Raw genomic sequence first — 20,660 nt, forward strand, 5'->3', positions numbered from 1 at the left:
TTAAATATGAAAGATTTTTTTGTTCATAATTGATTGAATTGTAATCGGTGATAGTATTTCTTTAATTTTCTTATTCATCTTTTTAAAGTTGCTTTTTGTTCATGTTGAAAGATGCGGTGCTAAGCCTTATTAATTTGAGGTGTTTTTTATTTTATATCTGAACAAACGTTTGTTCAAATAAGTGTTTTTTTTAATAGTTTTAAAAACCGCCATATCACCTCTTTTAAGACGTTTAAAGCTTTTTCTACATATGTATGGTTCTATGTATTGCTTTTGCTTTTAAACTCAGTAAATCGACTAAAAATAGCTTAATTATTTTATGCTTTCTCTTTTAGATTATGTACGAGTTTTAGTTGTTAAGAATGTTGTAATAGAGATTTGTATTTTTATTCTATAAATACATGAATTCCCTTAGTTAACAGTGTTTTATACACTGATTTTTTGTTATTAATACTAAGTCGATTTTGCTAAATGTTTATTAAATATCAAAGAATCTTTGTCAACTTGTAAAAGAAATCTTTCAGGAGGTATAGAAATGATAATATCTTCATTTTTAATGCTTTTTTTGATTGAAAAGTCGTTAAAAATGCCGAACTTTATAGTAGTTACATAAGCAAGGCTTTTGGTTGTTTTTTTCATGATTTAATCAAAGTTTAGTAATGGTAATGTATAGGTGTTTGGCTTTAAATTTGTTTAAGAAACACCAGCTTTAAAATAGGATGTCGATTTTTATAAACCTATAATTAGAATGTTTTGCACAAGGGTAATTTTAACTGGTTTAAAAGCCATTTAGATTGTAAGTGTAAAATCTTCGAAAATTAAATTTATATGGAAAGAAAAATAATGATTACAGGAGGGATTTTAGGTCTTTTAAGTGTAATTATTGGTGCTTTTGCAGCACATGGATTGAAGCCTTTAATTTCGGTTGAATCCATTCAGACATTCGAAACAGGAGTACGTTATCAAATGTATCATGCTTTACTATTGTTATTTGTAGGTGGAGCATCTTTTTTGCCGAAAGCAAAAAAAACACTGATTTTTTATCTGGTATTAGTTGGAGTTATTTTGTTTTCTGGTTCTATTTATGGTTTAGCAACGAATGCGCTTACAACATTCGATTTTAAAACCATAGGGTTTGTAACCCCAATAGGTGGGTTGCTAATGATAATAGGTTGGTTAATTATGATATTATCACTTTTTAAATTAAAAAGCGATAATGGTTAAAAATATAATACATAACTCAATTTAATTAAATGCGATCATGGAAATTTTATCGATTCTTGTTAAGAAATAAAATTTTGATGTTTGCAAAGTAAAACATGTAATATTATGGTAGATAACAGTCAAATTATGAAAACGGTCTCGTTGGAAAAATACGGGATTAAAAATGCCAAAGTCAAGTATCAATTATCTTCAGACGAACTACAAAAAATAACAGTTGATGCTGGTCTGGGTAAAGAAACGGCAAACGGAACTCTAGTCGTTAATACAGGTAAGTTTACAGGGCGTTCTCCTCAGGATCGTTTTATTGTAAAGGATGATTATACTTCTGAAAGAGTTTGGTGGGGAAAAACAAATAAAGCTATCTCTCCAGAGAATTTTGATAAACTTGAAAAAGAAGTAACAAAATATCTTTCTGGAAAAGAAATATACGCAAGAGATGGTTATGTGTGTGCAGAACCTGAATATAGAACAAATATTAGAACAGTAACTGAATACGCATGGTCTAACATGTTTGTTTTTAATATGTTTTTACGTCCTACAGCTAGCGAATTAGAAAACTTTAACGAAGATTGGTTAGTGCTTTGTGCGCCTAGTTATGAGTGTCCAGAACCCAAAGAATATGGTATCCGTCAAGGAAACTTTTCAATTATAAACTTTACTAAAAAAGTAGTTTTAATTGGTGGATCTGCTTATACAGGAGAAATTAAAAAAGGTGTCTTCTCTGCTTTAAACATGATTTTGCCAGTAGAAAAAAATGTATTACCAATGCACTGCTCTTCTAATGTAGGTAAAAAAGGTGATACTGCTATTTTCTTCGGATTATCAGGAACTGGTAAAACAACACTTTCAGCAGATCCAGAAAGAAAATTAATTGGAGATGATGAACATGGTTGGACTGCAGATAACACTATTTTTAACTTTGAAGGTGGATGTTATGCAAAAGTTATTGATTTATCTGAAGAAAAAGAACCAGATATCTTTAGAGCTGTTAAACCAGGTGCTTTACTTGAAAATATCTTAATTAAAGAAGATGGGCAACCAGATTATTTAGATAGTAGTATCACTCAAAATACACGTGTTAGTTACCCTATTTATCATATTGATAATATTCAAGAAACACTTTACGCAAAGAACCCAAAAAATATTTTCTTTTTAACTTGTGATGCTTTTGGTGTATTGCCTCCAGTATCTAAATTAACTCCTGGCCAAGCTGCTTACCACTTTATTTCTGGTTATACTGCTAAGGTTGCAGGAACCGAAGCTGGAATTACAGAACCGGTACCGTCTTTCTCTGCTTGTTTTGGAGAGCCATTTATGCCATTACACCCAACAGTTTATGGTGAAATGTTAAGTAAAAAAATGACTGAAGCAGGTGTAAATGTTTGGTTAATTAATACTGGATGGAGTGCAGGACCTTACGGTGTTGGATCTCGTATAAAATTAAAATATACAAGAGCAATGATTACAGCAATTTTAAACGGTGAATTAGAAAATGTTGATTACGATCAAAACTTTATTTTCGGTTTACATATGCCTAAATATTGTCCAGGTGTACCAACAGAAATCCTAGATCCAATGAATACTTGGTTGAAAAAAGGAGATTATATTGGAAAAGCCATTCAATTAGCTCACTCATTTCACTTAAATTTTGAAAAATTCTCTGGACAAGCTTCAGAACAAATAATGGAAGGTGGACCACTAATTGATGAACATCACCACTTACACGAAAACCTATAGTAATTAAGTGTATATTTAATATCAAGAAAAAGGCTGTCTAAAAAGGTAGCCTTTTTTTATATTTTATTTTTTTTAAGTATTGATTTTTGTATCATTAAAGTATGAAAAGAAACATCGTTTGGAAGACCAATAAATAGTCAGATTCAATAGAGAGTCTTCTTCTATCTAGTTATAATGGTTTGATTTTTATGTATTTAACAATATAACTTAAACGGTGCATTTTTAAGTGTAGTTATTGGTACTTATAGTAACGGGTTGGAGGATTATGATAGTATCCTTTTTTAATATAAACAAATAATTAATTGAAGTCTATAACCGCAAATGTTAAATTTTTGATGTTTGTACAGTAAAAACCACATTAAAATTATGAGTAATAATCAAATCAAGAAAACGGTCTCGTTGGAAAAGTATGGGATTAAAAAAGCCAAAGTTAAGTATCAATTATCTTCAGACGAACTACAAGATCTAACTATTGAAAAGGGGCAAGGTGTAGAGGTGTCTTCAGGTGCGCTAGCAGTGAATACAGGAGAATTTACAGGAAGATCTCCTAAAGATCGATTTATTGTTGAAGATGATATCACAAAAGACAAAGTATGGTGGGGAGATATAAATATTCCTATTGCACCTAATACATTTGATGCCTTATATGATAAGGTTGTAGATTATTTATCTGAAAAAGAAGTTTTTGTTAGAGACAGTTATGCGTGTGCAGATGTAAATTACAAAATGAACATTCGTGTTATTAACGAGCATCCTTGGACAAATATGTTTGCTTACAATATGTTTTTAAGACCTACAGAAGAGGAATTGAAGACTTTTGATCCTGAATGGACTATTGTAAATGCTCCAGGTTTCATGGCAGATCCAAAAGTAGATGGAACACGTCAACATAACTTTGCAATATTAAATTTTACAAAAAAAATCGTATTAATTGGAGGTACTGGTTACACAGGCGAAATTAAAAAGGGAATTTTCTCTGCTTTAAATTTTATTCTTCCAGTATTTAAAAATACACTTCCAATGCACTGTAGTGCTAACGTAGGAGAGGATGGAGATACAGCAATTTTCTTTGGATTATCAGGAACAGGAAAAACAACACTTTCTGCAGATCCTAAACGTCGTTTAATTGGAGACGATGAACATGGTTGGACAAAAGAAAACACTGTTTTTAATTTTGAAGGTGGTTGTTATGCAAAAGTGATTAACTTATGTAAAGAAAATGAACCAGATATTTATAATGCTATTAAGCGTGGTTCTATCTTAGAAAACGTAATTGTAGATAAAGATGGTCATGTTGATTTTGCAGATACAAGCATTACACAAAATACACGTGTTAGTTATCCTATAAATTTTATTGATAACATACAGGAGCCATCTATTGGAAAAAATCCTAAAAATATATTTTTCTTAACAGCAGATGCTTTTGGAGTAATTCCACCAATATCTAAATTAACGCCAGCACAAGCTGCATACCATTTTATATCTGGATACACAGCAAAAGTGGCAGGGACAGAAGCAGGAATTAAAGAGCCGCAACCATCATTCTCTGCTTGTTTCGGAGCACCATTCATGCCATTACACCCTGCAAAATATGCAGAAATGCTAAGTAAAAAGATGAAAGATGCTGGTGTAAACGTTTGGCTTATAAACACAGGTTGGACCGGTGGTGCATACGGTGTTGGTACAAGAATGAAATTAAAATATACACGTGCTATGATTAATGCCGTTTTAAATGGAGATTTAGGACTGTATAATCACCACGATTATCATATCCATTCTGTGTTTGGAGTAGCACAACCTAGAACATGTCCAGGTGTACCTGATTCCGTTTTAAGCCCTAGAGCAACATGGAATGATGATGAGGCGTATTATACTACAGCATTTAAATTGTCTAATGCATTTAGAATGAATTTTAAACAATTTGAAAGCATAGCAAGCGAGGAAATTAGACGTGGAGGACCACAACGTTACAATCCATAAAAATCTAAAGTACCAATTAATTTAAACCAAAAAAAAGGCGATTCAGAAATGAATCGCCTTTTTATATGCAGTAAAGTGAAATAAACAAGTGCGTTATCTTCCTTTATTCGCTTTTTCAATATATTTTTCTAATGCCATAGTCATAGAAGGTGTTTCTGGTGTTGGAGCAGAAATATCTACTCGTAATCCTTTTTCTTCTACAGCCTTAATTGTCGTATTTCCAAATACAGCTATACGTGTATTGTTTTGTTTAAAATCTGGAAAATTGTGGAATAAAGATTCAATACCGGAAGGGCTAAAGAATACTAAAACATCGTAAAGTACATCTGCTAAATCAGATAAATCACTAATTACAGTTTTGTAAAATACAGCTTCTTTCCAATCTATTCCTAAACCATCTAAAATTTGTGGTACTTCAGGTTTTAATTTGTCTGTCGTAGGTAATAAAAATTTTTCGTCCTTATATTTTTTAATTAAAGGAGTTAGTTCACTAAATGTGCGTTTTCCTACGTAAATTTTTCTTTTTCTGTAAACCACATATTTTTGAAGGTAATACGCTACGGCTTCAGATTGGCAGAAATATTTCATTGAATCTGGTACTTTAAAACGCATTTCTTCAGCAACTCTAAAAAAGTGATCTACCGCATTTCTGCTAGTTAGAATAATAGCAGTGTAGTTATGGAGGTCTACTTTTTGCTGTCTAATTTCTTTTGCAGGAACTCCTTCTACGTGAATAAAAGGGCGGAAATCAATTTTTACTTTTTGCTTTTCTTGAAGATCAAAATATGGAGAATTTTCTATTTTAGGTTCTGGCTGAGAGACTAAAATTGTTTTCACTTTCATGAGCGTTTTTTATTAAGATGACCTTAGTAAAATGTAATAAATTTATACAAAATTATATAAGGTGCGATTTCGAGAGTGCAAAGATACAAAATAAAATAAAATAGGTTCGATTTAATTAATTTTTGATAACGTTTTAAGGAAGTGCTTAAACGTATAATTAATATAGTGACCAAGATTGACGCTATAATATACAAAATTGTTTTTGATGGAGTTACACTATAAATTAAAACAGCATTTACAGGAACAAGCAACATACCGAAGTAATTTTTATAACTCTTTTTTTGAAAAATGTAGTTGTCAATAATATCATCTATGTTAAATAGATTGGCTATAAGTTTTTCAAAAAGTATTTTTACAATTAAAAAGGCAGCTATACCAAATGTAATTGTAAGCATAAGTCTAGTGTCTATATGTGCATCACCAAATAATACTTTGTAGCATATACTTAAAAAAATAGCAGTAGAAATAATAAAATTCGTTAACAGTAGTGTGTCAAATTGGTCTATAACCTTAAGGTCTCGAGAATAAATATTAAAATATTTAGAATTGGTTAAAAGAGCCGCTAAATCGTTAAATCTATTTGTGAATCTTGTCTTGGCAATAGCCAGGCAAATAAGCCCAACCATTATTAAAATGGTAAATATTTCATTATATGTGACCTCTCGAAGCATGGGTCAAAATTATTTAAAATAATAATAGCGACATTGAATTATTAAGAAATATTTTAAAAAAAGAAGTAGTTAAAAGATGTACATTTGTAATATTAATAGCAATTTTAAGTGAGAGACTCTATAGTCATAATCCCTACATATAACGAGATTGAAAATATAGAAGCCATAATTAGGGCCGTATTTTCGCAAGAAAAGGACTTTAATATTCTGGTTGTCGACGATAATTCGCCGGATTTAACCGCGTTAAAAGTAAAAGCATTACAGAAAGAATTTCCTGAACGTTTATTTTTAGAAGTCAGGCAAGGTAAATCAGGTTTAGGGACCGCATATATTCATGGGTTTAAATGGTGTTTAAATCACGACTATCAATATATTTTTGAAATGGATGCAGATTTTTCTCATAACCCTGCCGATTTAGTATGTTTGTACAATGCTTGTGCTAATAATGGTGCCGATTTATCTATTGGCTCGCGGTATGTTAAGGGGGTAAATGTAGTAAACTGGCCAATGAACCGTGTGTTAATGTCTTATATGGCATCTAAATACGTGCGCGTAATTACAGGAATGAAAATTCATGATACTACAGCTGGTTTTGTGTGTTATAAACGTGAAGTTTTAGAGACTATTAATTTAGATAAAATAAAGTTTGTTGGTTATGCGTTTCAAATAGAAATGAAATTTAAAGCTTACATTAAAAAGTTTAAAATAGAAGAAGTACCGGTTATTTTTACCGATAGAACTAAAGGAGAATCAAAATTAAGTTCAGGAATTATTTCTGAAGCAATTTTTGGTGTGATTTCAATGAAATTGAAAAGTATATTTAAAAGACAGTAATATTATGCAGCTAAAACAAGTACTAATAAAAAACGCTAAGATTGTAAATGAAGGCGAAATTTTTGAAGGCGACATTTTAATTGAAGGTGAATTTATCAAAGAAGTAGGAGAGTCTATTAGTGCCAAGTCTTCAGAAGTTCAAGTTTTTGATGCAGAAGGTAAATATGTGTTACCCGGAGTTATCGATGATCAGGTGCATTTTAGAGAACCAGGATTAACTCAGAAAGCAAATATAGCTACAGAATCTAAAGCAGCAATTGCAGGTGGTATTACGTCGTTTATAGAAATGCCAAACACGATTCCGCAAACAACTACAATCGAAAAATTAGACGAAAAATTTGCTATTGCAGCAGAAACATCTCATGCTAATTATTCGTTTATGTTTGGAGGAACTAACGATAATTTAGAAGAAATTTTAAAAGTAGACACTAAAAATGTAGCTGCTTTAAAACTATTTTTAGGCTCGTCTACAGGGAATATGCTTGTGGATAATCCAAAAGTTTTAGAAGAGATTTTTTCAAAAGTAAAAATGTTAATCGCTGTACATTGTGAAGACGAAGACACGATAAAAACTAATTTTGAAGCATTTAAAGAAAAGTACGGCGAGGATATTCCAATTAAATATCATCCAGAGATTCGTAGTGAGGAAGCTTGTTACTTATCATCTTCTAAAGCCGTAGAGCTTGCCAAGAAAACAGGAGCAAGACTACATGTTTTTCATTTATCTACAGGTAAGGAAACGAAGCTGTTTTCAAATAAAATTCCGTTAAAAGATAAAAAGATAACAGCCGAAGTGTGTATTCATCATTTATGGTTTACCGATGCCGATTACGAGAAAAAAGGAACATTTATTAAATGGAATCCGGCAGTGAAAACTGAAAAAGATCAAGATCAACTTTGGGAAGCACTTTTAGACGGACGTATAGATGTTGTGGCAACAGACCATGCACCACATACACTTGAAGAAAAACAAAATGTTTATACCAAAGCGCCTTCTGGAGGGCCGTTAGTACAACACGCTTTACCTGCAATGTTAGAAATGCACCATCGTGGTAAAATTTCTCTTGAAAAAGTGGTTGAAAAAATGTGTCATAATCCTGCTACATTATTTCAGGTCGAAAAAAGAGGTTTTATTAAAGTAGGATATTTTGCAGATTTAGTTGTAGTTGATTTAAATAATCCTTGGACAGTTACAAAAGAAAATATTTTATATAAATGCCAATGGTCTCCTTTTGAAGGAACAACATTTAAATCGCGTATTACAGATACGTTTTTAAATGGCGAATTGGTATATCATAATTTTAAATTTAACAACGTTAAAGCAGCAAAACGTTTAACTTTTAACAGATAGATGAAACGTTTAATCTTAGTTATTTTAACCGTATTCAGTATAATATCTTGTCAGGATATTAGGAAGCCCGAAAAACCAAAAAATCTGATTCCTAAAAATAAGATGGTAGATATCATTATTGATATGAGTATGTTATCTGCAACTAGAGGTTTCGATAAAAAAAAGTTGGATAGCAATAGCATTTCTGTGAAGTCTTATATATATGGTAAGTATAATATAGATAGTTTGCAGTTTGCAAAAAGTAATGAGTTTTACTCTTATAATATTGAAGAATACGAAGCTTTATACGAAAAAGTAGATGATAGTTTAAAGGCGCTTAAACAAAAATTTCAAGATATTCAAGATGCCGAATTAGAAACGAGACGTAAAAAAGATTCGTTAGATAAATTGAGTGTTCCTGAATTGAAACCGGTAAAGAATAAAGCTGAAAAAAACTTAAAACTAGACAGTTTAAAATTGTTTAAAAAGCGAGATTAAAGGTCGTCCTTAAATTGTTTTGAAATAACTTGAATGCTATCTTCTATTGGTGTCCACTTATAATGTAAAAGCGATGTTATTTTGTCTGAGCTATATGTTGATTTCGAATTAATAGTCTGTGCTATTTGTCTGCTTAAGACTCTTTTTTTGCCAGTAAGTTTATGGCGTAACCAGTCTAAGCGCCAACCCATTTCTGCTTGCCAAGGTTGTACGCTTTTTTTAGGAATATTAACGCCTAAATGAGTCGCAATAGTTTGTAATAATTGTTTAAAACTCCAGTGTTCTGAAACTAAAATGTAACTTTCATTTTTAACGTCTGTTTTCATTAAAGCTATCATAATAGTAACCACATCATTTACAGCAACAATACCTGTAATTCCATTCGTGTAATACTTTAAGTTGTTGTAAACACGTTTAAATAAATTCCCGCTACCTTGGTTCCAGTTGCCTCCTCCTAATATAACTCCAGGATTTATAATTACAGCATGTAAACCTTCTTGTGTGCCACGCCAAACTTCCATTTCGGCACCATATTTAGTAATGGCATACACGTTATTATCTTCTTCTGGGTTCCAATAGGTTTCTTCTGTAATAGGGTCTTTGGTTAACGACTTTCCTAAAGTGGCAACAGAACTCACATAGCAGAGTTTTTTAATGTTATGTGCTAAACATAAATTAACAATATTTGTTGTGCCTTGGGTGTTTGTGCGTTTTAAAATTAGATAATCGTTGGGGTCAAAAGAAACTAGAGCAGCACAATGATAAACGTGACTTACATCCTTAAAAGTTTTGTTTAAATCTGGGATGTTTAAAAGATCGGCTTTTATCCATTCAATACTATTAAAAAGCGGGTCTACCGTAGCTGTATAATACGAAAAGACCTTTTTTACAACCTCAAGTTTTTGTTCAGATCTGTAAATTGCTCTTATTTTTTCCTTGTTGCTTGCTAGTTTATAAAGTAAATGCGCACCAACAAGACCTGTGCCTCCTGTAACTAAAATCATAAATCGAAGGTAAAGAATTATTTAATATAGGGGTAATTATACTATGATTTTTATCTTTGCAGGAGATTATTAAAAATTTTAGAAATAATGACTGAAAATTTTGTTGAAGAATTAACATGGAGAGGTTTGGTGCATGATATTATGCCTGGAACTGAAGATCAATTGAATAAAGAGATGACAACAGCCTATATAGGCTTTGATCCAACTTCAGATTCTTTGCATATTGGAAGTTTAGTGCCTATTATTATATTGGTTCATTTAGAAAGAGCAGGACATAAGCCTGTAGCTTTGGTAGGAGGTGCAACAGGTATGATTGGAGATCCTTCTGGGAAGAGTGACGAACGTAATTTGTTGGATGAAGTTACATTAGCAAAAAATGTTGCAGGAATTAAAAGTGTATTGTCACGTTTTTTAAATTTCGACTCTACAGCAGAAAATGCACCAATATTAGTGAATAATTACGATTGGATGAAAGATTTCTCATTCATAGATTTTGCTAGAGATGTTGGTAAACGTATTACTGTAAACTACATGATGGCTAAAGATTCTGTGAAAAAACGTTTTTCTGGAGATGAAGGAAATGTAGGGATGTCTTTTACGGAATTTACATACCAATTAATACAAGGGTATGATTTTTACCACTTACATAAAAACTACAACTGTTTATTACAAATGGGAGGTAGCGACCAGTGGGGAAATATTACTACAGGAACAGAACTTGTAAGACGTATGAATCCGGGTGTAGAAGCTAAAGCATACGCCATGACGTGCCCGTTAATTACTAAAGCCGATGGTTCTAAATTTGGTAAAAGTGAAGGCGGAAATGTCTGGTTAGATGCCGATAAAACATCTGTATATAAATTCTACCAATTCTGGTTAAATACCACCGATGAGGATGCAGAAAAGTATATTAAAATCTTTACGTTTTTAGATAAATCTACTATTGATGCTTTAATTGCTGAACATAAAGAAACACCACATTTAAGATTGTTACAAAAGAAATTAGCTGAAGAGTTAACAACATTTGTACATTCTAAAGAAGAATTTGAAAATGCTGAAAAAGCATCCAATATCTTGTTTTCTAAATCGTTTAAATCGGATATTAAAACTTTAGACGAGAAAACATTTTTAGATGTATTTGAAGGTGTGCCAATGGCAGAAATTTCTAAATCAGAATTAGAAGATATTGATATGATTGCAATACTTTCTGCTAGAACAAACTTCTTAGCATCTAATAGTGAAGCCAGACGTGCATTAAAAGAAAATGCAGTTTCTGTAAATAAAGAAAAAGTAAAAGAAGATTATAAATTAAGTGCAAGCGATTTAATAAACGATAGTTATATCATTATTAATAAAGGAAAGCGTAACACATATATTGTAAAAGCAATTTAAAAACAATGAAGCCGGATTATATATAATCCGGCTTCAATAAAAACCAACTAACCATTAAAAACCAACCTTTCTCTACTGAACCTAAAGCAAGGAGGTTTTATTATAGTCGGTATTTAATCTGTTTACTTTCAGTATATTTTGCAAATTATATGTTAAATTTATGTAGCTCTAAATTATAGCTTTATAGTGCCATTAAATTGCAACCACGAATATCCGAATTATCAAAGCGACCAATGACTTCAAAGGCGTTTTCTCCTGTAATTTTTCCTAAATCTTGTGTTGCTATAAAAGCACAAGAATTTACATTGGCTAAATCAATAACATTTATGCCTCCAGTTTTTCCTTCAGTCTGAATTGTTAGTGCATCTTCAGGGTCTCGCGTTAAAATTTTCATCCAGGGTGGACAGTTAAAAATACCATGACCTTTAGAATAGCCCTGACTTAAAAGTTCGGTCATGCCATATTCGCTGTGTATTTCGTTTACACCAAATCCTGCTTTTAAAATATTGTGTAGCTCGGTTCTAATAAGTTCTTTTCGGCGCCCTTTCATGCCTCCGGTTTCCATAATAATGGTGTGTTTTAATTTAAATTGATGCGCTTCAACTAAATCTAATAAAGCAAAAGAAACACCTATTAGAAGCACCTTTTGTCCTCTAGAATCTAAATCGATTAATTTTGATTTTAATTCTGATAAGTTATCTAAATAAAATCCGCTTTCAGGATGATTCGATTGGTTAATCATATCGTTAACCATATATATTAAAGACGATCCGTTACGCTCTAAATAAGAAGGTAACAATGCTAAAACTACGTAATCTTCAATGTTCCCATATGCATTAGTAAATCCTTTTCTAAAACTATCTTCGTAAATAGATGTGTCGGTTACCAAGTGTTTACTTGTTATACTCCCTGTGGTTCCACTACTAGAAAATGTGCATTGTACGGGTTTGGAACTGCTTAAAATGTCGCGAGTTTTAAAAAATTCTATCGGTAAAAAAGGAATGTCTTTATAATGCTTTATATCGCTTGGATGAATGTATAGTAAGTCGCAAAACGATCTGTAAGTACGATTGTTTTTAAACTGAAATTGAAATACGTTCAATGCATGTTCATTAAATTGGTCTTCCGTTTTAATATTAAAAATAGCTTGAGTATCAATCATAGTTTTGAGATAAAAAACATAGGCAAAAATAGTTAAAATAAAAAAGCATTGCCAAGAGCAATGCTTTAAAAAAAATGTTTTCAATATAATATTTAAAGACAACTAACGTTATCGAACTACAAGTTTTCTGGTTGTAGAGATATTGTTTTCTTTAATTTTAATAATGTAAATTCCAGAATGTAATTTAGAGATGTTCATTTCTTTGCCAAAAAGAGTGGTTTGTAAGATAGATTTTCCTAAAACATTAAAAATTTCAATATCCTTAGTCAAGTTGTTTTTAGTAACAATATATAATTTACCATTACTAACAGGGTTAGGGTAAATTGTAAGTTCTTCAATGCTTTGTGTAATATCAGTATCTACGGCTTGTGCTTGCGCGGTAACCGATATTACAAGAAATAAAAAGAAAGATAAAATAGTAAGTAAGTATTTTTTTTTCATGTAATCATGATTAATATATAAAGGTAATAAAATCACAACAAATTTCAAGCCATAAGTGTATAAACTGCATTTTTATTGTTCTTAAATTATTATAGTGTAAGTTCGAAGTTACGTTATTGTTATTAAAAAATTGTTTTCTATAAATGATTGTTATATATTTTATCTTTGAAGATTAAATAACATTTTAATAAACTAAAAATGGACATAAAAATTTTGTTGGTTGATGATGAGCCGGATATTTTAGAAATAGTTGGTTATAATTTATCTTCTGAAGGCTACGAAGTCATTACAGCAGAAAATGGAATTGAAGCCGTAAAAAAAGCTAAAAAAGAAAAGCCACAACTTATCATTATGGATGTAATGATGCCAGAAATGGATGGTATTGAAGCTTGCGAACAAATTAGAAACATTCCAGAATTAAAAGATACTATCATTACATTTTTAACAGCTAGAGGAGAAGATTATTCTCAAGTTGCTGGATTTGATGCAGGTGCAGACGATTATATAACAAAACCAGTAAAACCAAAGGTTTTAGTAAGTAAAGTGAAAGCTTTATTAAGACGTTTAAAGGAAGAGTCTATAAACGAATCTATAGTTAAAATAGGTGATTTAACGATTAATAGAGACGAATATAAAATTGTTTTAAAAGATGAAGAAATTGTACTGCCAAGAAAAGAATTTGAACTATTATCTTTATTAGCTTCTAAACCAGGAAAAGTGTTTAAGCGTGAAGAAATTTTAGATAAAGTTTGGGGCAATGAAGTCGTAGTTGGCGGACGAACAATAGATGTTCATATTCGTAAACTTCGTGAAAAAATTGGTGATCATTGTTTCAAAACAGTCAAGGGAGTTGGTTATAAGTTTGTAGATTAATGCCGAAAAAAACGAGAAAAACATACAAGTTCGCAATTAAAACTGCGGGATATTCATCCGTATTATTAGGTTTCCTTTTTGGACTATATTTATACATTTTTTCTGTTTTAAATGTTTTTCATTTATTAGTTTTTATTGCACTCTTCTTTTTGGGATGCTTTAGTATTATTCAATATCGTGTAGAGATTTTTATCTATAAAAGAGTGAAAAAAATATACGACGATTTAACATTGTTAGAATCAACTAGTCTTCGTAAAAAAAGAATAACTACAGATATGGCAACACTTACTCAAGAAATTGATAAGTATGCAAAAGATAAAAAAATAGAAATAGAAATGTTACAAGTTCGTGAGGAGTATAGAAAGGAATTTCTAGGAAATGTTTCTCACGAATTAAAAACCCCTCTTTTTACGGTTCAAGGTTATATTTTAACCTTACTTGAAGGTGCGGGAAATGATAAAAATATTAGAGAAAAATATTTAGATCGTGCCAGTAAAGGTGTAGAACGTTTAATATATATAGTAAATGATTTAGATATGATTACCAAATTAGAAGTTGGTGATTTAAGTTTAAAGATTGAAAAATTTGATATCGTAGAGTTAGTTTCAAATGTGTTTGAAATGTTTGAAATGAAAGCTGCAAAAAAGCGAATTACACTTACTTTTGATCGTGATTATAATACCCCGATTTTTGTAAATGCCGATAAAGAGCGCATCCAGCAAGTATTAACTAATTTAGTGGTTAACTCGATAAAATATGGGCATGATAAAGGTACTACAGAGGTAAGTATAGAAGATTTAATTAAAAACAAAGTTATTGTTCGTGTTACAGATAACGGAGAAGGAATTCTTCCTAATCATATTCCACGTTTGTTTGAACGTTTCTATAGAGTAGATAAAAGTGGTTCTAGAAAAGAAGGTGGTTCTGGTTTAGGTTTAGCTATTGTTAAACATATTATTGAAGCTCACGACGAAAAAATTTACATTGAAAGTGATTTTGGTGTTGGTAGTGAATTTTCCTTTACGTTAGAAAAGACTAAATAAATCTTTAAAATTAGCAGTTGTATTTTGTCCGTTTAATCCTTTGTATGCTGTGATGTTTTTTAATTTATCTATTGTGAATTCAGATTGTTTACAGTATGGAACAAGTTTTAATTTATCTAAACGTTCAGCTAAATATTCTTGTTCAAACTGACCAGGTGTAGGAATAAAAAATGATTTTTTCCCTAACACAGATAAATCCATAACGGTAGTATAACCAGACCTAGAAAGCACAAATTCACTAGCGTTTAGTGCATTTTCTAAGGCTTTTCCTGTCATAAAATTGGTTATGGTTAAGTTGCCTTCAGTTGTTGTGTTTTGTTCTTTTTCAATAACACCACGAACACATAAAATGCGTCTAGAATCTGTTTTAAATATTTCTAATAATTTTTCTTCTAAGAATGTACGTTGAGGTTCCGGGCCAGAAAGTAAAATCATGATATCGTAAGTTCTTTCAACATTTTGTCTTTCAAATCGACTTAAAGGCCCTAAATATTTTAAAGGAATTTCTATCCCTTTCATATGGCTTAATTTACCACTTAAACTCGGTTCGTTTTCATGGTCTGGCACCCAGCATTGATTAAATTTTTCAATAATGTGCTGATGCATTTTAGTGCTTAACCAAGTTGTGTTTCCGCTTAAAACTTGTAATTGATGTGTTATAAAAACTGAAGGAATTTTTTTACTGTGTACACCAAGTCTATTGTCGGAGATAATACCATCTATGTTATGCGTTTCAATAATTGCTTTAGTTGCCTTTTTTTCAGCTTTAATAGCTTTTATCAATTTCGGAGAATCTTTTAAAAGTTTAAGTTTAAAAAAATGACCTTTTTTTGCGTAGGTAATATCATAAGCAGGTAGCTCAACCGTTTCAATAGTTGGGAATTCCTTTTTTAAAAGCGCTAAAGCAATACCGTCACTAGCAATTACAGGAGTAAAATGATTTGTAATTAATTGATTTATAATAGGTATGCAGCGTGTGGCATGGCCTAGTCCCCAATTTAAAGGTGCAATAAGTATTCGTTTTTTCATAAAAAGGAGAGCTAAACGTTTTTAGTATATTTATAAATATAGTCCTATAATCACTGAAAAGGATGTTTAAATATCATAAAAAAGATTCAATCCAATATGTCCTAATTCTTATAAAAATCTTTAATTATTATTAAATTTTAAAACTAAAGGCGAAAAAATTGTAAATTAATAACAGTCTACCGTATTTTCGCAATTATTTTACAAGTAAATTTTTATATAGTGGGGAGCAAAAATAAATTGAAACGATTTAGAGAAAATGAAACTTTTAGCAATGTGTTTCAGCCAACTCGTGAAGCATTGGTAGATGCAGAATTTGATTTAAAAGGACATTGGAACGAAAAAGTCTTTAAAAACGATAACCCTCTAGTTTTAGAATTAGGTTGTGGTAAAGGTGAATACTCTGTTGGGTTAGCTCAGAAATTTCCCAATAAAAATTTTATAGGTATAGATATTAAGGGAGCTAGATTTTGGAGAGGTGCTAAAACAGCTATTGAAGAAGGTATTCCTAATGTTGCTTTTCTAAGAACTCAAATTGAATTAATTCAATATGCTTTTGCAGAAGGAGAAGTAGACGAAATTTGGATTACATTTCCAGATCCACAAATAAAATATAAGCGTACTAAGCATAGAATGACGAACACTGAGTTTTTAGAGAAATATAAAAGTATCTTAAAACCAGACGGTGTTATGAATTTAAAGACCGATAGTGAGTTTATGCATGGTTATACATTAGGGATTTTACATGGGGCCGGACATGAGGTTTTATATGCAAACCACGATGTATATAAGCAAGAAGGAAGTCCAGAAGAGGTCACTGAAATACAAACGTTTTACGAATCTCAGTATTTAGTAAAAGGAAAAGCTATAACGTACATTAGATTTAAAATTAAATAAGGTTTGAATATTACGCTCATCTTCTTTTTAGGTTTTATTGTGTCTTTGGTTGGAGTAGTGCCACCAGGTCTTCTAAATATGACCGCCGCAAAAATTAGTTTAAAAGAAGGATATACACGTGGTATTGTTTTTTCAATAGGGGCTTGTGTTATTGTTTTAATACAAACATTTATAGCTGTTATTTTTGCCAGATATTTAACAAGACATCCAGATGTTGTTAATGTTTTACAACGTGTAGCATTAGTTATTTTTATTTTAATATCTATGTATTTCTTCTTTATAGCAAAAGGAGATGGCGATGTTTCTAGTGAAAAAATTCCAGAAATTAGAAGTAAGAAAAGCCGGTTTTTTCAAGGTTTACTAATGTCTGCGTTAAATATGTTTCCTATTCCGTTTCAAGCATATATGAGTGTGACACTCGCTTCTTTTGGATGGTTAACTTTCGAACAAACAGATATTCTGGCATACGTTTTTGGATCGGCTATGGGGTCTTTTGTGATGCTTTATCTGTATATGATATTTTTTGATAAAATTAAAAGCACACAATTTAAGTCTCAGAAAAATATGAACCGCTTAATTGGTGGTATTACGGCAGTTGTTGCTTTGGTAACTTTAATTCATGTAATAAAAGAGGTGTAATGAAGCCAGAAACACTTCGGTTTTTTGATCGTGTTTACGAAGTAGTTAAGCAAATTCCGTACGGTAAAGTGACTAATTATGGTGCAATTGCAAGATATTTAGGAGCTGCAAAAAGTGCAAGAATTGTTGGGTATGCCATGAATGCTTCTCATAATATGGACGATGTTCCTGCCCATCGTGTTGTGAATAGAAACGGACTTCTTACCGGTAAATTTCATTTTGATGGAACAAATCTTATGCAACAACTCTTAGAAAGCGAGGGTGTTAAGGTGAAAAATAATCAAGTAGAAAATCTTGAAACATATTACTGGGATCCTAACGAGGCTTTAAGCCAACTTGACGTGTAAAAAGGAAATTGATTTGTAGCGGTTTTTGTTATCTTGTAAGGCTAATAATCTCTACTTATGAAATTTAATATTGTTGCTGTCTTAATACTGTGCAGTCTGTGGTCTTGTAAAAAAGAAACTAAAGATTATTCTGAAATACAACCTGGAGTATCTTGGGAATTAGCACAGCACAGAAAAGCTAATCTATCTGATATTAATTATAAGCTAAGCTTTAATTTGCCAGAAGAAAAATTAAAACCTATTCTAGCAAATCTAGAATTACGTGTTACTCTTAAAGATGTAAATGCGCCTTTAGTTTTAGATTTTAATCCAAATAATACATACAATCCAAAAGTTTTTATTGCTTCAGATTCTATTGAAAGTATTCAGGAACACGAACATCTTATTATTCCACAAAATTATTTAAAAACAGGTGAGAATGTTTTTCAAATAGAATTCCAAGCTGGCGATCAATATTTATATAGAAACGATGAGTATTTATATACATTATCTGTTCCAGATCACGCTAGAGCCTTGTTTCCTTGTTTTGATCAGCCAAATCTAAAAGCAAGCTTTAATTTAGAACTTACAGCACCTAAAGATTGGAATGTATTAAGTGCTACTTATCCACAAATCACCTCAGAAACAGCTAATAATTCAACCTATGTTTTCGAAACATCGAATGTCATGAGTACGTATTTATTTTCGTTTGTAGCAGGGAAGTTTAACGAAGTTACTCGCCACAATCATAGGTTTTTATACCGTGAAGAAGATTCTCTTAAAATTAAGGAAAGTTTAGATCCTATTTTTAAGTTACATAAAAAATCATTAACCTTTTTAGAAGATTATACCGCTTATCAATTTCCATTTAAAAAGTTAGATTTTGCTTCCATTCCATTCTTTCAGTTTGGAGGCATGGAGCATGTTGGAGCAATTCAGTATAAAGAATCTTCACTGTTTTTTGAAGATTATATGCCGAAACTGTCGCATTGGAATCGTGCTAATTTAATTTCTCATGAAGTGTCCCATATGTGGTTCGGAAATTTGGTAACCATGAATTGGTTTGACGATGTTTGGTTAAAAGAAGTATTCGCAAATTTTATGGCAGCCAAAGTGGTAAATCCAAACTTTCCAGAGCTAAATTTCGATCTTCTTACTTTAGTTACAAAAGCACCAAGAGCATATAATGTAGATCGTACGAAAGGTACAAATGCAATTCGCCAAAACTTAGATAATTTAAATAATGCTGGGAGTTTATATGGAGCCATAATTTATAATAAGGCACCTATAATGATGAATCAATTGGAAATGTTATTAGGAAAAGAGCAATTTCGAATAGGTATTCAGGAATACATAAAAACCTATGCAAATAATAATGCTACTTGGGAAGATTTAATAGCTATTTTTGATGCAAAGTCTGATACAGATCTCAAGACATGGAGTAATGTTTGGGTGAATCAATCTGGAAGACCCGTGTTTACAAACGATATTGTTTATGAAAATAATACTATAAAGTCTCTAACACTACATCAGAAAGCAGAAAATGGAAGCGCTAATTTGTGGCCGCAGAAATTAGAAATGGAGTTAATTTATTTAGATTCTATTGCAAAAAGAACAGTTTTTGTTGAAGGGAAATCTCAAGAAATAAAAAGCTTGCAAGGGATGCCTAAACCAAAAGCAATAGTTTACAATAGCGACGGTTATGGGTATGGTGTTTTTCCTATAGATTCCGTAACAGCTTTAAATAGTTATCGGTTAAAAGATGAAGTTGCAAGAGCTTCAAATTATATTAATACTTATGAAAATGCACTGTTAGGAAATATTCCTATAAAAACGGCTTTAAATACTTTTTTAAATGGTTTGCAATATGAAAGTAACGAGTTAATTATGGGGACGCTGTCTTCAGATTTTACAAGTTTATATTGGGATTTTTTAAGTGATGCCGAACGGGAACAACTTCAGCCAACTCTATCTAAAAAATTATGGAAACGTTTAAATATGAAGTTATCTACGTCTGTTAAAAAGAATGTGTATAAGGCATTCTCTAATATAGCATATGGAGGTGAAAGTTTAAATCAGTTGTATAAGATTTGGAATAAAGATGTAGTGATAGATAGTTTAAAGTTAAACGAAAAGGATATTACGCGTTTGGCTATGACATTGGTTTTGTACAATCATCCAAAGCATGAAGATATTTTAGAAAAAGCAGAAACACAGATTTCAAGTGCAGATGCTATGGATAGATTTAAATTCTTATTACCAGCGTTGTCTTCAAATAATGCAGATCGTGAAACACTGTTTTTGTCTTTTAAAGATGTTAAAAATAGAAAAAAATCTAATTGGGTCGAGACAGCAAATCATTATATTCATCATCCGTTACATCAAAAAGAAGCGATTAAATATGTGTCTTTAAGTTTAGATGTGTTGGAAGAGGTAAAGAATACTAGCGATTTGTTTTTTCCATTAAAATGGTTAGAATCAACCATTGGTAAATATCAATCTAAAGAAGCCCAAACTATTTTAAATATGTATTTAAGTACTCATCCAGAACTAAATCCACAATTAAAATTTAAAATTTTACAAGCCACAGATAATCTAAGTCGCTACCAAGATATGATTTCAAACTAAAGTCTTTTTAGTTTTTAGTTAAAGCAGTAAACTAGCTTTGTAATTAACAAATCTTTGCCAAATAAGTGTTTCAATAATTAAACAATTCACAGTATATTTGTGTCTTAGATTT

The 20,660-nt window shown here is 31.2% G+C and carries 20 protein-coding genes; 13 read left to right on the forward strand and 7 right to left on the reverse strand.

The annotated features are described in order from the left end of the window. Positions 1–453: 453 nt before the first annotated feature. Positions 454–639 carry a hypothetical protein gene (locus tag Q1B05_RS03870; protein WP_299777778.1) on the reverse strand — a complete coding sequence of 62 codons (186 nt, stop codon included), beginning with the start codon at positions 637–639 and terminating at the stop codon, positions 454–456. A gap of 189 nt (positions 640–828) precedes the next feature. On the opposite strand from Q1B05_RS03870, the gene Q1B05_RS03875 reads away from it, so the two are divergent. The 3 genes from Q1B05_RS03875 to pckA (Q1B05_RS03885) all read left to right on the forward strand — a co-directional run bounded on the left by Q1B05_RS03875 (position 829) and on the right by pckA (Q1B05_RS03885) (position 4,941). Further along, positions 829–1,224 (forward strand): DUF423 domain-containing protein, encoded by a 396-nt coding sequence (locus Q1B05_RS03875; protein WP_299777780.1) that lies wholly within the window; start codon positions 829–831, stop codon positions 1,222–1,224. A gap of 105 nt (positions 1,225–1,329) precedes the next feature. Then, entirely contained in the window at positions 1,330–2,961 is a 1,632-nt protein-coding gene (gene pckA, locus Q1B05_RS03880; RefSeq protein ID WP_299777782.1) for a phosphoenolpyruvate carboxykinase (ATP), read from the forward strand. A gap of 366 nt (positions 2,962–3,327) precedes the next feature. Continuing rightward, positions 3,328–4,941 carry a phosphoenolpyruvate carboxykinase (ATP) gene (pckA, locus tag Q1B05_RS03885; protein ID WP_299777784.1) on the forward strand — a complete coding sequence of 538 codons (1,614 nt, stop codon included), beginning with the start codon at positions 3,328–3,330 and terminating at the stop codon, positions 4,939–4,941. 93 nt (positions 4,942–5,034) lie between these two features. Here pckA (Q1B05_RS03885) and Q1B05_RS03890 read toward each other — a convergent pair whose 3' ends face one another. Both Q1B05_RS03890 and Q1B05_RS03895 read right to left on the reverse strand, forming a co-directional pair. Next, a complete protein-coding gene (locus tag Q1B05_RS03890) occupies positions 5,035–5,784 on the reverse strand; it encodes a uroporphyrinogen-III synthase (RefSeq protein ID WP_299777786.1) in 750 nt (249 codons plus the stop codon). A gap of 23 nt (positions 5,785–5,807) precedes the next feature. Continuing rightward, positions 5,808–6,455: a DUF4271 domain-containing protein gene (locus tag Q1B05_RS03895; RefSeq protein WP_299777788.1), complete on the reverse strand. Its 648-nt coding sequence runs from the start codon at positions 6,453–6,455 to the stop codon at positions 5,808–5,810. Between the two features lie 108 nt (positions 6,456–6,563). Between Q1B05_RS03895 and Q1B05_RS03900 the strand changes: the two genes are divergently transcribed. Genes Q1B05_RS03900 through Q1B05_RS03910 form a run of 3 tightly spaced genes read left to right on the forward strand, consistent with a single transcriptional unit; the run spans position 6,564 to position 9,117 of the window. Further along, a complete protein-coding gene (locus Q1B05_RS03900) occupies positions 6,564–7,289 on the forward strand; it encodes a polyprenol monophosphomannose synthase (RefSeq protein ID WP_299777790.1) in 726 nt (241 codons plus the stop codon). 4 nt (positions 7,290–7,293) lie between these two features. After that, on the forward strand, positions 7,294–8,640 hold the full coding sequence (locus Q1B05_RS03905; protein WP_299777792.1) for a dihydroorotase: 1,347 nt from the start codon (positions 7,294–7,296) through the stop codon (positions 8,638–8,640). Next, on the forward strand, positions 8,641–9,117 hold the full coding sequence (locus tag Q1B05_RS03910) for a DUF4296 domain-containing protein (RefSeq protein WP_299777794.1): 477 nt from the start codon (positions 8,641–8,643) through the stop codon (positions 9,115–9,117). It begins immediately after the preceding gene. Here the strand turns inward: Q1B05_RS03910 and Q1B05_RS03915 are convergent. Next, positions 9,114–10,121, reverse strand: coding sequence for an NAD-dependent epimerase/dehydratase family protein (locus tag Q1B05_RS03915; RefSeq protein WP_299777796.1), 1,008 nt, complete (start codon positions 10,119–10,121; stop codon positions 9,114–9,116). The genes Q1B05_RS03910 and Q1B05_RS03915 overlap by 4 nt on opposite strands. Positions 10,122–10,208: 87 nt before the next feature. On the opposite strand from Q1B05_RS03915, the gene tyrS reads away from it, so the two are divergent. Then, on the forward strand, positions 10,209–11,513 hold the full coding sequence (gene tyrS, locus Q1B05_RS03920) for a tyrosine--tRNA ligase (RefSeq protein ID WP_299777798.1): 1,305 nt from the start codon (positions 10,209–10,211) through the stop codon (positions 11,511–11,513). Between the two features lie 181 nt (positions 11,514–11,694). Here the strand turns inward: tyrS and Q1B05_RS03925 are convergent, their stop codons facing one another. Both Q1B05_RS03925 and Q1B05_RS03930 read right to left on the reverse strand, forming a co-directional pair. Then, positions 11,695–12,675, reverse strand: a complete 981-nt coding sequence (locus tag Q1B05_RS03925) for an acyl transferase (protein ID WP_299777800.1) — start codon at positions 12,673–12,675, stop codon at positions 11,695–11,697. Positions 12,676–12,783: 108 nt separating this feature from the next. Beyond that, positions 12,784–13,116 carry a T9SS type A sorting domain-containing protein gene (locus Q1B05_RS03930; protein WP_299777803.1) on the reverse strand — a complete coding sequence of 111 codons (333 nt, stop codon included), beginning with the start codon at positions 13,114–13,116 and terminating at the stop codon, positions 12,784–12,786. A 198-nt stretch (positions 13,117–13,314) separates the two neighbouring features. On the opposite strand from Q1B05_RS03930, the gene Q1B05_RS03935 reads away from it, so the two are divergent. Together Q1B05_RS03935 and Q1B05_RS03940 are read left to right on the forward strand one after the other, a co-directional pair. Continuing rightward, positions 13,315–13,989 (forward strand): response regulator transcription factor, encoded by a 675-nt coding sequence (locus Q1B05_RS03935; protein WP_299777805.1) that lies wholly within the window; start codon positions 13,315–13,317, stop codon positions 13,987–13,989. Next, positions 13,989–15,032: an ATP-binding protein gene (locus Q1B05_RS03940; RefSeq protein ID WP_299777807.1), complete on the forward strand. Its 1,044-nt coding sequence runs from the start codon at positions 13,989–13,991 to the stop codon at positions 15,030–15,032. Before Q1B05_RS03935 ends, Q1B05_RS03940 begins: the two co-directional genes overlap by 1 nt. On the opposite strand, the gene Q1B05_RS03945 is transcribed toward Q1B05_RS03940, so the two are convergent. Next, a complete protein-coding gene (locus Q1B05_RS03945; RefSeq protein WP_299777809.1) occupies positions 15,015–16,061 on the reverse strand; it encodes a glycosyltransferase in 1,047 nt (348 codons plus the stop codon). The genes Q1B05_RS03940 and Q1B05_RS03945 overlap by 18 nt on opposite strands. 219 nt (positions 16,062–16,280) lie before the next feature. Here Q1B05_RS03945 and trmB point away from each other — a divergent pair, with 219 nt between their 5' ends. The 4 genes from trmB to Q1B05_RS03965 are packed head-to-tail and all read left to right on the forward strand — an operon-like array spanning position 16,281 to position 20,548. After that, positions 16,281–16,955: a tRNA (guanosine(46)-N7)-methyltransferase TrmB gene (trmB, locus tag Q1B05_RS03950; RefSeq protein ID WP_299777811.1), complete on the forward strand. Its 675-nt coding sequence runs from the start codon at positions 16,281–16,283 to the stop codon at positions 16,953–16,955. Between the two features lie 3 nt (positions 16,956–16,958). Further along, on the forward strand, positions 16,959–17,594 hold the full coding sequence (locus tag Q1B05_RS03955; protein ID WP_299777813.1) for a LysE family transporter: 636 nt from the start codon (positions 16,959–16,961) through the stop codon (positions 17,592–17,594). Next, positions 17,594–17,941 carry an MGMT family protein gene (locus tag Q1B05_RS03960; RefSeq protein ID WP_299777815.1) on the forward strand — a complete coding sequence of 116 codons (348 nt, stop codon included), beginning with the start codon at positions 17,594–17,596 and terminating at the stop codon, positions 17,939–17,941. The genes Q1B05_RS03955 and Q1B05_RS03960 overlap by 1 nt, the downstream gene beginning before the upstream one ends. A gap of 57 nt (positions 17,942–17,998) precedes the next feature. Continuing rightward, positions 17,999–20,548, forward strand: coding sequence for a M1 family aminopeptidase (locus Q1B05_RS03965; protein WP_299777817.1), 2,550 nt, complete (start codon positions 17,999–18,001; stop codon positions 20,546–20,548). The last annotated feature ends 112 nt before the right edge of the window (positions 20,549–20,660 follow it).

Source organism: uncultured Formosa sp., from assembly GCF_947500765.1.
GTDB lineage: Bacteria > Bacteroidota > Bacteroidia > Flavobacteriales > Flavobacteriaceae > Formosa.